The sequence below is a fragment of the Pseudomonadota bacterium genome (assembly GCA_034189865.1).
Classification (GTDB): Bacteria; Pseudomonadota; Gammaproteobacteria; order UBA5335; family UBA5335; genus JAXHTV01.
The window spans coordinates 1-14150 of sequence record JAXHTV010000032.1 but is presented as its reverse complement, the minus strand read 5'-3'; the positions used below and the strand labels follow the sequence as shown (position 1 = coordinate 14150).

12 protein-coding genes are annotated in these 14150 nt (G+C 59.0%); 3 read left to right on the top strand and 9 right to left on the bottom strand.

All coding sequences use genetic code 11. From position 1 onward, the window contains the following. The first annotated feature begins 47 nt into the window (after positions 1 to 47). Positions 48 to 206 (top strand): hypothetical protein, encoded by a 159-nt coding sequence (locus SVU69_11930; GenBank protein ID MDY6943705.1) that lies wholly within the window; start codon positions 48 to 50, stop codon positions 204 to 206. A 369-nt stretch (positions 207 to 575) separates the two neighbouring features. Here the strand turns inward: SVU69_11930 and lnt are convergent, their stop codons facing one another. The 9 genes from lnt to uvrA form a co-directional block, all read right to left on the bottom strand. Then, on the bottom strand, positions 576 to 2126 hold the full coding sequence (gene lnt, locus SVU69_11925; protein ID MDY6943704.1) for an apolipoprotein N-acyltransferase: 1551 nt from the start codon (positions 2124 to 2126) through the stop codon (positions 576 to 578). Positions 2127 to 2137: 11 nt separating this feature from the next. Next, positions 2138 to 3007 (bottom strand): transporter associated domain-containing protein, encoded by an 870-nt coding sequence (locus SVU69_11920; protein ID MDY6943703.1) that lies wholly within the window; start codon positions 3005 to 3007, stop codon positions 2138 to 2140. Positions 3008 to 3060: 53 nt separating this feature from the next. Further along, complete coding sequence (gene ybeY / locus SVU69_11915; GenBank protein ID MDY6943702.1) at positions 3061 to 3534, bottom strand: rRNA maturation RNase YbeY; 474 nt, start codon at positions 3532 to 3534, stop codon at positions 3061 to 3063. Continuing rightward, positions 3531 to 4523 carry a PhoH family protein gene (locus tag SVU69_11910; protein ID MDY6943701.1) on the bottom strand — a complete coding sequence of 331 codons (993 nt, stop codon included), beginning with the start codon at positions 4521 to 4523 and terminating at the stop codon, positions 3531 to 3533. The genes ybeY and SVU69_11910 overlap by 4 nt, the downstream gene beginning before the upstream one ends. Positions 4524 to 4563: 40 nt before the next feature. Next, positions 4564 to 5907, bottom strand: a complete 1344-nt coding sequence (gene miaB / locus SVU69_11905; protein ID MDY6943700.1) for a tRNA (N6-isopentenyl adenosine(37)-C2)-methylthiotransferase MiaB — start codon at positions 5905 to 5907, stop codon at positions 4564 to 4566. A gap of 99 nt (positions 5908 to 6006) precedes the next feature. After that, positions 6007 to 7371, bottom strand: a complete 1365-nt coding sequence (locus SVU69_11900) for a phosphomannomutase (GenBank protein MDY6943699.1) — start codon at positions 7369 to 7371, stop codon at positions 6007 to 6009. 39 nt (positions 7372 to 7410) lie between these two features. Continuing rightward, a complete protein-coding gene (locus SVU69_11895) occupies positions 7411 to 8823 on the bottom strand; it encodes a mannose-1-phosphate guanylyltransferase/mannose-6-phosphate isomerase (protein ID MDY6943698.1) in 1413 nt (470 codons plus the stop codon). A gap of 45 nt (positions 8824 to 8868) precedes the next feature. Continuing rightward, positions 8869 to 9726, bottom strand: coding sequence for an SDR family oxidoreductase (locus SVU69_11890; GenBank protein ID MDY6943697.1), 858 nt, complete (start codon positions 9724 to 9726; stop codon positions 8869 to 8871). Between the two features lie 58 nt (positions 9727 to 9784). After that, the gene (uvrA, locus tag SVU69_11885; protein MDY6943696.1) at positions 9785 to 12634 is read right to left on the bottom strand and encodes an excinuclease ABC subunit UvrA; all 2850 of its coding nucleotides are present in this window, start codon (positions 12632 to 12634) and stop codon (positions 9785 to 9787) included. Here uvrA and SVU69_11880 point away from each other — a divergent pair. Together SVU69_11880 and ssb are read left to right on the top strand one after the other, a co-directional pair. After that, positions 12624 to 13931 carry an MFS transporter gene (locus SVU69_11880; GenBank protein ID MDY6943695.1) on the top strand — a complete coding sequence of 436 codons (1308 nt, stop codon included), beginning with the start codon at positions 12624 to 12626 and terminating at the stop codon, positions 13929 to 13931. The genes uvrA and SVU69_11880 overlap by 11 nt on opposite strands. 70 nt (positions 13932 to 14001) lie before the next feature. Then, positions 14002 to 14150, top strand: a 149-nt coding sequence (ssb, locus tag SVU69_11875; GenBank protein MDY6943694.1) for a single-stranded DNA-binding protein, incomplete at its 3' end; no start/stop codon positions are given.

Genomic DNA, 14150 nt, shown 5'->3' with positions numbered 1-14150 from the left:
TAACAGCTTGGGAGAGTCGTCATCGCCGATCGGTATGGAGCACCGCTGTGGAGCAACAACAAGGGCTGCCGTTGCACGGCTTCGCCCTGACGACAAACGCCCTGCCGTTGTTGTTGCCGCCGCGGCAATCCATACCGACCCGGGTTTTCGCTTCCGTCATTGCGAAGCGCGAAGCGCTGTGGCAATCCATGATAAGCCGCGTATAGCCCATACGCCGGTGTTCTTGCCAATGCCCTATCGATCGCTTCGCTGCGCTCACGATGACAGTGGGAGTAGGCTCCGAACGATAACGCATCAGTCGAGTCGGAGTGGATCGCCGCGTCGGCTTCGCCTCCTCGCGATGACGGTGGTGGTGCCGCGAAACCCGCGGCGTCCACGATGACCTCACCATGTCATTGCGAGGAATGAAGTGATGAAGCAATCCATACCGATCCGGGCTTTCGCTTCCGTCGTTGCGAAGCGCGAAGCGCTGTGGCAATCCATGCTAAGCCGCGTATAGCCCATACGCCGGTGTTCTTACCAATGCCCTATCGATCGCTACGCTGAGGGTGATCCGACAGCGAGTGAATCGAAGCTCACACACTCCGGCCCGGGCGGGACGGCCCAGCCCGCACACGCAGGGCGGCCGCGACCAACAGAATCAGAATGCTCAAACCCACCGCCGGCCAGTCAGTCCACCGGGAGTAAGGCGTCTGGCCCCGATAGCGAAGAACCTCCCCGGTTAAGATCGCATCGGAAAACTGGGGTACCCGGGACACCACTTGGCCTTGGGCGTCGATGATGGCGGTAATGCCGGTGTTGGTTGCCCGCAACAGCGGCCGGGCCGCCTCAATGGCTCGCATCCGTGCGATCTGCAGGTGCTGATGCGGCGCCAGGGAATCGCCAAACCAGGCGTCGTTGCTGACGTTAATGAGTATTTCCGCAGCAGGCAGGGCGCGCATCACCTCATGACCAAACACCGCCTCGTAGCAGATGGACGGGCCGAACAAGGCCCCGGCAGCCGGCAATGGCGCTTGATATTTGTCACCCGATGCCAAGTCGGTATAGGGCATGTTCAGAACCTGCATTTGGCGACGGACGAAATCCGGCACGGGGAAGAACTCACCGAATGGCACCAGATGCCGTTTATCGTAGAAGTGGCGGGAATCGGACAGCGCCACGAGGCTGTTGAGATATTGCGCCGGAACGGGATCGTATCGCAGCAAACCCAAAACCAAGTGGCTGCCGGCGTCGGCGAGCTCAGCTTCCACGACCGCGAGATACGCTTGGATCTGTTCGTAGGGCACGGGTAAGGCCGCCTCCGGCCAGACGATCAGATCCGTTCCCAAGACTTGCCAGGTCATCTCGCGGTACTTCACCAGCGTGCGTGCCCTTTGGTCGGCCGACCACTTTTGCTCTTGCGCGATATTGCCTTGAACTAAAGCAACGGTCAGCGGCTCGCCAACCGGGGAGGACCATTGCACCGCCTTGAGCGCGACACCGCCCGCCCATGCGCCGGCCACCACCAGCATGAGCGATGCCCCGATCGCGGGCCGACGAACCACGGTCCAAAGCCCGCCGGCGGTAGCGGTCACCAAAAAACCGAGACCGAAAACCCCCACCAGGGGGGCATAACCTACCAGCGGCAGATCGACGGTCGAGTAACCCACGCTCAACCAGGGAAAGCCCGTTAGTAGCCACGAGCGAACCCATTCAAAAGCGACCCAAAGTGCCGGGAACAACATCAGGGTGGCGGCCACGCCACCTCCTGGCGCGAGCCAGCGAAGCACGGCGCCGATCAAGGCCGGATAGAGCGCCATATAGGCGATCAGGGCCAAGGTAAGCCCGACAGCCAGAGCCGCGCCCGCGTTGCCATACTCGTGAACGCTGATATATACCCAACTGACCCCGACGGCGAAAAAACCCAAGCCATAGACGAAGCCGACCCGGAACGCCTCGCGCGGTGTGCACCGATGCCAAAGCGCCAGCAGCACCGCCAGCGACACGGGCGCCAAATACGCCCACGCAAACGGCGCGAACGACAACGGACCTGCGGCGCCCGCGAGGAAAGCAAGGAACAGACGGAGAGCGGGGGGTAAGCGCCCGCGACCAGGCATCAAGGTCGGTGGCGAAATCGGGTCAGTCACGGCGGATCGATCTAGCTGTCCGCTTCCACTGGCGCCGTGGGCCGGATATAGACCTGCACGAGATAAATGCGGCGGCTGTCGGCCCGTAACACGCCGAATTCGATATTCCCGACCCGTACCGTCTCACCGCGCTTGGGCAGATGCCCGAAGGACTGCATGAGCATGCCACCCACCGTATCGAACTCGTCATCGCTATATTCGGTACCGAAGTACTCGTTAAAGTCCTCGATGCTGGTCAACGCCCGGACCAGGAAACGGGTGTCGCTGTATTTGAGGATGTCATCCCCCGAGTCCACGTCGTGCTCATCGTCGATCTCGCCGACGATCTGCTCAAGCACATCCTCGATGGTCGCTAAACCCGAGACGCCGCCATATTCATCCACCACAATGGCAATGTGATTACGGCTGGTACGAAACTCCTTGAGCAACACGTTCAATCGCTTGCTCTCAGGCACAAAGCTCGGCGGCCTGAGAATCTCCCGGATATCGAAACTCTGCCGGCCCTCGTCGCAGGAAAACCGCAGCAGATCCTTAGCGATGAGAATCCCAACGACCTCGTCGCGACTGTCCCCGATCACCGGAAAACGGGAAAAACCCGAATCGGTGACGACCTTGACGATTTCCTGGTACGAATCGTCACGGTCCAGAACCACCATCTGGCCACGCGGAATCATGATGTCACGCACTTGCATCTCGGTGACTTCGATGACGCCTTCCAGCATGCTTTCGGTGTCGCGATCGATGATATCCCGCTGCTGGGCATCGCGGAGTGTCTGGATCAGTTCCGGGCGAGTGCGGGGCTCGCCATTGAACATCTGACCAAGCCGCTCGAACCATGAACGCGTGCCGGACGCATCGCTACTCGGTCGGTCTTCAGACATGGGGGTGTGCACCGTTCACTGGAGTCATTCTCACTGCTTGATGGCGGATCGCCTTAATACTCGTCGTAGGGATCGGGGTAACCGAGGCGCTTTAAAATGGCGATCTCCCTGCGTTCCATCTGTTCGGCATCGTCGGGCAAAACATGATCATAACCGATCAAATGTAACACTCCGTGGATCGTCAGATGGGCCCAATGGGCGTCCGCCGATTTACCTTGTTCTGCGGCCTGGGCGACAACGACCGGCGCACAAATCACGATATCGCCCAAAAGCGACAGGCCAACATCCGATGGCAGATTCATGGGAAAAGACAGCACATTCGTTGAGCCTTGCTTGCCCCGGTAGCGGGTGTTGAGCTGTGCCGATTCCTCATGATCAACCAAGCGAATGGCCACTTCGCCCTGCTCAAGCTGACCTTCCAAGGCCAGGGCAACCCATTTTTGAAAATCATCCACGCCCGGCAGTGGGCGAAGCTCCGTCGCCCATTGTAGGACAACCAGAGGATCAGGATCGCTCTTGGAACTCATCGCCCATTATCCTGCGGCTGGCGGCCTCGACTGGATTCGGAGCGCTCGTAGGCGTCGATGACCCGCTGGACCAGGGGGTGTCGGACCACATCACGGCTGTTGAAAAAGGTGAAACTGATACCTTCCACGTCCTTCAGTACGTCCACCACGTGACGCAAACCGGAGACAGCGCTGCCGGGCAGATCGATCTGAGTCACATCACCGGTAATCACCGCCGTCGACCCGAAGCCGATCCGGGTTAAGAACATCTTCATCTGTTCCACGGTGGTATTCTGTGCTTCGTCCAAGATGACAAACGATTCATTTAGGGTCCGCCCCCGCATGAACGCCAGCGGCGCCACTTCGATCACGCCACGTTCCAGAAATTTTTCCACCTTCTCGAAACCGAGCATTTCATATAAGGCATCATAGAGCGGGCGAAGATAGGGATCGACCTTCTGGGCCATGTCGCCGGGCAGAAAACCCAAGCGCTCTCCCGCTTCGACGGCCGGCCGAACCAATACGATGCGCCTGACCTGCTCGCGCTGCAGAGCGTCTACGGCCGCAGCCACCGCCAGATAGGTTTTGCCGGTACCGGCCGGACCCACACCGAAGTTGATATCATGGCTCAAAATGGCCCGCAGATACCGTTCTTGGTTGGCGCCGCGCCCTTTGACCAGGCCCCGCTTGGTGCGCACCGAAACGGCAGCGGCCCGTTCGCCTTCCGCTTGGTTCGGCAGCTCTTTCAGAGCCGATTCTTGTAACAACACGTGCACGCGTTCCGGGGTCAGCGTTTCTTCAGCCGTATGTCGATAGAGGTCTTTCACGAGCGCAACGGCGGGCACCAGCGCCGATTGCGGACCGATCAGTCGAAAATGGTTGCCGCGATTGTTGATTTCAACCCCCAACCGCCGTTCAACTTGCCGCAGATGTTCGTCGAAACGCCCACAGAGATTGGCCAACCGCTCATTGTCGAGCGGTTCCAGGTCGAAGTCTTCGAAAGCTTGCATGCGTTACGGGTTAGCAAATAAGGAGCGCTGGAGAATGCGATCAAGCGGCACAGCTCGCACCTGTGACCAATTCGCCGCGCAAAGAGTTGGGCCGCGTTTCGGTGATGCGAACATCCACCATTCGGCCGATCATGGACTCGTCGCCCGGAAAATTGACCCAACGATTGCTGCTGGTCCGGCCGGTCATTTCACCACCGCCCTTGACCGCTGTTTTTTCGACCAATACGCGCTGGCAAGTTCCCACCATTCGCTGGGCATAAGCTTGGCCGTTGGATAGGATACGGGCTTGCAACCGTTGCAAGCGGGCCGCCTTTTCTTCCGGCGGCGTGTCGTCCGGAAAAGAAGCCGCTGGCGTTCCGGGCCTGGCGCTGTAGACAAAACTAAACGCCTGATCGAAACCCACCTCGGCTATGAGATCCATGCTGCGCTCGAAATCCTGGTCAGTCTCGCCCGGGAAACCGACGATGAAATCGGTCGACAGGGAGATATCAGGGCGCGCTTCCTTTAACCGCCGCACCTTGGATTTGTATTCCAGCGCTGTATATCCGCGTTTCATCAGCGAGAGAATGCGGTCCGAACCACTCTGAACGGGCAGATGGAGATAGTTAGCCAGCTTGGGCACGTCAGCGAAGGCTTGAATCAAACGATCCGAAAACTCGCTGGGATGGGAGGTCGTAAAGCGGATCCGCTCTATGCCGTCGATTTCAGCCAGGTATTGGATGAGCAAAGCCAAATCGGCGACAGAACCGTCATGCATGCGCCCCCGATAACCGTTGACATTTTGCCCCAACAAGGTGACTTCTCGCACACCCTGCTCTGCCAATTCCACACATTCGACGATGACGTCGTCGAACGGACGACTGATCTCCTCACCCCGGGTGTAGGGCACCACACAGAAACTGCAGTATTTGCTGCAACCTTCCATGATGGAAACGAAAGCCACAGGCCCCTCCGCCCGAGGGGTCGGCAAGCCGTCGAATTTTTCGATTTCCGGAAAGCTGATGTCCACCACGGGCTTGCGCCGGCGGCGGGCATCGTCAAGCAGCTCCGGTAGACGGTGCAGGGTTTGCGGACCAAAAACGATGTCGACATACGGCGCCCGACGCAGAAGGGCTTCGCCCTCCTGGCTGGCAACGCAACCGCCAACGCCGATGACAAGCTCGGGCCGCTGTTGCTTCCACTCCCGCCAACGACCTAACAGCGAAAACACCTTTTCCTGGGCTTTTTCCCGAATGGAACAGGTATTCAGCAGCAGCACATCGGCTTCTTCGGGGCGATCAGTGGGCACCAGGCCATGGGACTCACCGAGTACATCCGCCATCTTGGACGAATCGTACTCATTCATCTGACAACCCCAAGTCTGAATATAAACGCGCTCTCCCATACCCTTCCGCCGCGGCACACCGCTTCTAACTAATCAGAGCAAACGCACAGTTTATCGCACTGACCACGCCGTCTGCCACTGAGGCGCACATATGCGTACTCACGCAGCCTCCAGCGTTTTCAGAAAGTGAACCAACTCGTCTGTTTTCTGTTTCATCAGGTCAAAATCGCCTCGTGATTCGACGTTCAGCCGCACCACCGGCTCGGTATTGGACGGCCGAACGTTGAAGCGCCACAGCGGAAACTCCATGCCCACGCCGTCGGTGTGATCAACGGTCAAGGCTTCCGTCCGGTAGCGACTTTCCACCGCTTCCAGCGCGGCTTTCGGATCGGGGAGGGTAAGATTGATTTCGCCGCTGGCGGGATATCGGCGCATCCGCTCGCCGGTGAGCTCCGCCAGCGTTTTACCGGATTTGCTGATCATTTCCGCCACCAGCAGCCACGGGATCATGCCGCTGTCGCAATAGGCGAAATCGCGGAAGTAATGGTGAGCGCTCATCTCGCCGCCGTAAACGGCATCTTCGCGACGCATGCGCTCTTTCATAAAGGCGTGACCGGCTTTGCTCTCAACCGGCACGCCGCCAGCGGCTTCGACCATTTCCACGGTATTCCAGGTCATACGTGGGTCGTAAACTACCTTGGCCCCCGATTGTTTCTCTGCAAACGCCTTGCCCAACAAGCCGACCATGTAGTATCCCTCGATGAACTGGCCGTCGCCGTCGAACATGAAGCAGCGGTCGAAGTCCCCGTCCCAGGCGATCCCCATGTCAGCCCCTTCCCGAACAACCACCTCCGCAGTGGCGGCCCGATTCTCCGGCAGCAAGGGGTTGGGGATGCCGTTGGGGAAATGGCCATCGGGTTCGTGGTTGATCCGAACGATCTCGAATGGCAGCCGTTTGGCCAATGCGTCGACAACCGGTCCCGCGCAGCCGTTGCCGGCATTGATTACCAGTTTCAGCGGTTTGAGCGCCGAACGATCGACATAGCCCAACAAATGGGAAATGTAGTCGTCGCGGACCGAGAGCGTTTTACGCTTGCCGGATTTGGGTGAATCGAAAAACGCGTTGGCCTCGGCGAGCTCCTTCACTTCCGGCAAACCAGTATCGCCAGTCAAGGGCCGGGCTTCCTGCCGGACGAACTTCATCCCATTGTAGTCAGCCGGATTGTGGCTGGCGGTCACCATCACGCCGCCGTCCATCTTTTTATGGAAGGTCGCGAAATAGACTTCTTCGGTGCCGCACAGACCGATGTCATAACAATCAACGCCTTGGGCCATCAAGCCCGCCATAAGCGCATTGGCGATGTCAGGACTGGACAAGCGAACATCCTGACCCACCACAACCCGCCGCGCGGCCAGATATTGACCGAAGGCGCGCCCGATCCGGTAGGCAATCTCTTCGTTGAGTTGGTCGGGCAGCCGACCACGTACATCGTAAGCCTTGAAGCAGGTTAAGGTTTCAGGCACGCGTGAATCCCCTTTTAAAACTGATGAGCAGATCGACGGTCAGCGGCCGTATCGATCCTCGAAGCGGACGATATCATCTTCGCCCAAATAACTGCCGGACTGAACCTCAATCAAATCCAACGGAATCTTTCCGGGATTCTCAAGCCGGTGAGCGCTGCCCACCGGAATATAGGTGGATTGATCTTCGCTCAGCAAAAACGCTTCGTCCCCGCGCCGGACCCGGGCCGTTCCTTTGACGACAATCCAGTGCTCCGCCCGATGATGATGCATCTGATGCGACAAGCTCGCCCCCGGATTGACGCAGATATGCTTGACCTGAAACCGGGGCCCCACCGCGATCCCTTCGTACCAGCCCCAGGGACGATACACGCGGCGGTGGAAGTAGCTTTCTTCGCGTCCCATGTGTTTCAGGCGCTGAACGATTTTTTTTACATCCTGGGCGCGATCCCGGTGGGCCACTAGAACCGCATCGGCGGTTTCTACGACAATATGATCGCTGATGCCCACTGCGGCCAGCAGACGGGTTTCAGCCCTTAGGTAACTGCCGGAAACGTCTTCGGTCAGCACATCACCTATCACGGCATTACCCTGCTCGTCGTGATCACTCACGGCGTGGAGCGCATCCCAAGACCCCACATCACTCCAACCGGCATCCATGGGCACCACCACAGCACGGCGGGTTCGCTCCATCACAGCGTAGTCAATAGAATCTTCCGGGCAGGCGCTGAAAGCCTCACCGCCCAGGCGCAGGAAATCCAAATCCCGCGCAGCGCCCTCGAACGCCGAGCGCACGGGCGCCATCATGGCCGGCGCGTGTTCAGCCAACTCTTCCAGGTAAACACTGGCGCGAAAGAGGAACATCCCGCTGTTCCAAAAATAATCGCCGGAGGCCACATAACTTTCAGCGCGCTCCAGGCTGGGCTTTTCAACGAACGCAGCCACCGCGCGGGCCGATCCCTCGCCTTCCCCCCGGATGTAGCCGTACCCGGTCTCTGGGGCCGTGGGAACAATGCCGAAGGTCACCAGGTTCCCCTGCGCCGCGGCCTGCCGCGCATCGGCAAGCGCTTCGTAAAATTTCGGCAGGTTGGTGATGGCATGATCCGCCGGCAAAATCAGCAGCAAGGGGTCTTGATCGGACTGCAGGGCATTGAGTGCAGCCACCGCAACGGCCGGGGCCGTGTTACGACCCACCGGCTCTAAGATAATATCTTTCGGCTCACAGCCGATGACGCGCATTTGCTCCGCGACCAAAAACCGATGATGTTCATTACATACCACCATCGGTGCGGCCACATCCGGAACACTGGCCAGCCGGGTGATGGTTTGCTGAATGAGGGTTTGATCGGACAACAGCGGCAGAAATTGCTTGGGATAGTGCTGACGAGACAGGGGCCAGAGGCGGGTCCCGGAACCACCGGACAACACCACGGGGATCAGGGTCTGGTCATTCAACTGTCCGCTCCAGCAGGCTTTGAGAATCCGACCACAGCCACCCCGTCATCGAGACGAGGAATGAGAAGCCAAGCGATCCAACTTGAACTGCCGACGCATAAGGAAATCGCGCACGCGGGTCGGCAACGCGTAGCGGATGAACGGCATAAGGCGACTGCCCACGCCGATGCGCACGGTATGCGGCGGCCGGGCACGCAGCACTTTGTCCGCCAGCTCACCCGCCATGTCCTCGGCCGGCGTAGATCGAACCTGCGAAGCTTGAGCGCGGGCCAGGATCCCCTCCGAGACCGGGGCGTAAAGCGAATCGCCGTTGCGCGTGCGTTCCACCGCCGCGCTGGCATTGTCACCGAAACGGGACCGGATAGCCCCGGGTTGGACCGTAATGACATCAATTCCGAATGGTGATAACTCGATGCGTAACGCGTCTGACAGGCTGTGAAGTGCCGATTTGGTGGCACAATACGCCCCCGCGAACGGCGTGGTCAAGATGCCGGATACGCTACCGACGTTGACCACCCGGGCCGAGCGGCTGGCCAGCAGCAGCGGCAAGCAAGCCTGGATCAAGGCCACAGGACCGAATACGTTGGTCTCGAACTGTCGCCTGAGTTCGACCATGGGCAACTCGGCAACGGGTCCCATGGCGCCGTAGCCAGCGTTGTTCACCACCATATCGAGACCACCGCCGTCGGCCGAAATACCCGCTATCACTTGGCGAATACTGCCCTCATCGCAGACGTCCAGGGCCCGTGTGCTCATCCCCTTTTCGGCCAGGTCAGCGAGGGCTTCCACACGCCGGGCGGTCGCAATGACATCATGCCCCCGGCGATGGAACTCGACGGCCAGCGCGCGTCCGATTCCGCTGGAACAACCGGTAATCAGTACCCGTTGGTTCGGTAACGCCATGGGGACCTCCTGAAACTTCCGTGTATCAACTGTTGAGAGATCCGGGCGGTTTGTGTCCTCACCCGGTACGCTCAGTGGCGCTCGCTGGCTGAAGATAGGGCTTGAGATATCGCCCGGTATGAGATTCGGTGACTTCCGCCACAGTTTCCGGTATTCCTGTGGCAATAATCCGCCCGCCGCCATGCCCGCCTTCGGGGCCGAGATCCACAATCCAGTCGGCGGTTTTGATCACGTCCAAATTGTGCTCGATCACAACGACGGTATTGCCGTGGTCACACAGCCGCTGCAGCACGTGTAGCAACTGATCAATATCGTAAAAATGCAAGCCCGTCGTGGGTTCGTCCAGAATATAGAGCGTTTTCCCAGTATCTCGCTTGGAAAGCTCTTTGGCCAACTTAACCCGCTGCGCCTCCCCCCCGGATAAGGTGGTCGCGCTCTGCCCCAGACGAATATAGCCCAAACCCACATCAACCAACGTCTGCAATTTGCGGGCAACCACCGGAATGGCGGAGAAGAACGTCAATGCGTCTTCCACCGTCATTTCCAGTATTTCGTGAATGGTCTTACCCTTGTAGCGGATATCGAGTGTTTCGCGGTTGTAACGACGACCCTGGCACACATCGCAGGTGACATAAATGTCCGGCAGGAAATGCATCTCGACTTTGATAAGCCCGTCGCCCTGACATGCCTCACAGCGCCCGCCTTTAACGTTGAAACTGAACCGCCCCGGTTTGTAACCCCGCGCACGCGCCTCAGGCGTTCCGGCCAACAACTCGCGTATGGGCGTGAATAATCCCGTGTAGGTGGCAGGGTTAGAACGGGGTGTCCGCCCGATGGGACTTTGATCGATATCGATCACTTTGTCGAAATGCTCAAGACCTTCGATACGCTCGTACGGACTGGGGTCGGTGGAAGCGCCATTCAGCTCCCGCGCCGCGATGGAATACAAGGTGTCATTGATCAGCGTGGACTTACCGGAGCCGGATACGCCGGTAACGCAGGTAAAAAGACCCACTGGAATTTCCAGATCCACTGTTTTCAGATTGTGACCGCTGGCCCCAGTGAGGCAGAGCATTCGGTCGGGCTCAGGCGGCCGTCGTGTGGACGGCATCGGAATCTGCCGGCGCCCGCTGAGATATTGCCCAGTGAGAGATGCGGGATCACCCGATACGTCGCCCGGCGTCCCCTGAGCCACCACCTGTCCGCCGTGAACGCCGGCACCCGGTCCGATGTCGACCATATAATCTGCGGCCTCGATGGCGTCACGATCGTGTTCGACAACGATAACCGTGTTTCCCAGATCGCGAAGGTACAACAGCGTATCCAACAGGCGGCTGTTGTCCCGCTGGTGCAAGCCGATCGACGGTTCGTCCAAGACATACATCACGCCCACCAATCCGGCCCCAATTTGACTGGCAAGCCGAATTCGCTGCGCTTCACCGCCAGATAGGGTCTCAGCGCTGCGATCCAAACTGAGATAGTCCAAACCGACATTCACCAAAAAATCCAGGCGCTGTCGGATTTCTTTGCAAATACGCTCCGCCACCTCGCCACGGTGCCCGGGCAGATGTAGCGCGTGAAAAAACTGCTGCGCATCGCGTACGGACATGGCGGTCACCCCCGGCAAGCGCGTATCTGCGACAAACACGTGGCGGGCGCCGAGATTCAGCCGTTCGCCAGCGCACGCCGGGCAAGGCCGGGTGTTGATGTATTTGGCGAGATCCTCCCGCACCGCGGCCGAGTCAGTTTCGCGGTAACGCCGCTCCAGATTGGGAATCACGCCCTCAAAACGATGACGACGTACCACCTCGCCGCCACGATCACCGAAATAACGAAACGGAATGACGCGATCCCCACTGCCGAACAACACCACCTGACGCACGGATTCGGGTAGTTCACAGAACGGTGTCTCAGGATCAAACTCGTACGTATCCGCCAGTGAGCGAATCAACTGAAAATAGTAAGCGTTCCGGCGATCCCAGCCGCGCACCGCCCCCCCGGCCAGACTCAGTTCGGGATGGGCCACAACGCGATCGGGATCGAAAAACTGATGCACGCCCAAACCGTCACATTCCGAACATGCGCCGATCGGGCTGTTGAACGAAAACAAGCGCGGCTCGAGCTCCGCCAAGCTGTAGCCGCAATGGGGGCAGGCGAAGCGCTGGGAGAAGACCAGCGCCAACTCGTTCTCGTCGTCCATGGACGCAACTACCGCCAAGCCGTCCGATAGTCGTAGCGCGGTTTCGAAGGACTCGGCAAGCCGCTGAGCCATGTCCGGCCGGACGCGGAATCGATCGACCACGGCTTCAATGGTGTGCTTACGCTTGGCGTCCAGCGGGGGGATTTGATCGATTTCATAGACCTCACCATCGACCCGCACGCGAATCAACCCTTGGGCACGGAGCTCGTCAATCACTTGGTGATGCTCGCCCTTACGACTATGCACCACCGGCGCCAAGAGCATGAGCTTGGCGCCTTCGGGCTGGTTCAGCACCTGATCGACCATCTGGCTGACGGTTTGCACATCCAACTCGACGTCATGTTCCGGACAGCGAGGGATGCCCACGCGCGCGAACAACAAGCGCAAGTAGTCGTAAATCTCGGTGACCGTACCCACCGTGGAGCGTGGGTTGTGAGAGGTGGATTTCTGTTCAATGGAAATAGCCGGCGACAAGCCCTCAATGTGGTCGACATCGGGCTTTTCCATCATGGAAAGAAATTGGCGCGCGTAAGCCGACAGCGACTCAACATACCGCCGCTGGCCTTCAGCATAAATGGTGTCGAACGCCAAAGAGGACTTACCGGATCCGGATAATCCCGTGATACATATGAGCTTGTCCCGCGGCAGATCTAAATCGACGCTTTTCAGATTGTGGGTTCTGGCGCCGCGAATTCGAATGGTCTTCATCACATTTTTCGAGTCGGTAGAAGCTGATAATATACGGCGTTTGACCGTACCCAGGCAAAAGGGATCCCGCGCCTTGAATCTCCACGACGAGTCGGACGAGCGTCCGAGCCTCACCCCCTCTGAACGGCGGGCGAGCCTGTCCATCGCTGCGCTTTACTCCCTGCGCATGATGGGACTGTTTCTCGTCCTGCCCGTACTGGCACTCCATGCTCAAGAGCTCTCGGGCGCGACACCTTTCTTAATGGGCCTGGCGGTCGGGATTTACGGGCTCACCCAGGCCGTATTTCAAATCCCACTCGGTGCTTTATCCGACCGCATCGGCCGCAAGCCCATCGTCACCGCGGGACTGATCATTTTTTGTATCGGAAGCGCGTGGGCTGCCATGGCCGGCTCGGCTATGACGCTGGTTATGGCGCGAGCCTTACAAGGGGCTGGCGCGATTTCCGGCACACTGAACGCGTTCTTGGCCGATCTGACACGCGCTTCCCAACGAACCAAAGCGATGGCTATCGTCGGGGTTTCGATCGGCGGCTCGTTCGCCATCGCGCTGGCCGCCGGCCCAGTCCTGAGCGCCCTAGTCGGCGTCAACGGCCTATTCTCTCTGACCGCCGTGATGGCGCTTTTAGGCATCCCCCTGCTTTGGTCGATCCCAACGGGACAAACCTCAGTCGAAGCCCGTCCGGCCCAGCAACGGACAATTGGACTGAAACAGATCTTGCGCGATCCGACGCTACTTCGCTTGGACCTGGGCGTGTTCATGCTGCACATGATATTAACCGCCAGTTTCGTCGCCGTACCTTTGGTACTCGCCCAAGACCTAAACTACCCCGCGCCCCAGCATTGGCGTGTCTACCTGCCTGCCGTCCTGCTTGGTTTCGTCACGATGGTGCCATTTATCATGACAACGTCCCGAGGACATGGCGACCGAATCTTTCTCGGCAGCATCGCCGTGCTCGCCTTAAGCCTGTTCTTAATGGCTGGCGGTCACTTGGAATTCTGGGTTCTCGCAACAGCTTTGTGGATTTTCTTTACCGCGTTTAATCTGCTCGAAGCCAGCTTACCTGCGCTGGTATCGCGGGCGGCTCCGGGCGAGGCCAAAGGGATGGCGCTGGGCGTATACGCCACGACCCAATTCTTAGGCGCCTTCTGCGGTGGCGTCTTGGGAGGATTTCTACTGGGGCACGCACCACCGTTTGTCGTTTTCATTACCCTTGGAACGCTGACCGTTGTGTGGTTTGGGGTGAGTTGGCCGCTGTTACAAAACGCTTCGGAACGAACCGCGGTCGACCCCCAGTGAGATACTTGCAACAATAGCCGCTCGCAATCATAGTGACGAATTGATTACAACTGGACGAGGAGTGAAAGCGATGGCACGCGGCATCAACAAAGTCATCCTGATAGGCAATCTCGGCGCCGACCCGGAAGTCCGATACATGCCCAGCGGTGGCGCGGTTGCGAACCTGCGGCTGGCGACATCCGAATCCTGGAAAGATCGCCAAACCGGCGAGCAACAAGA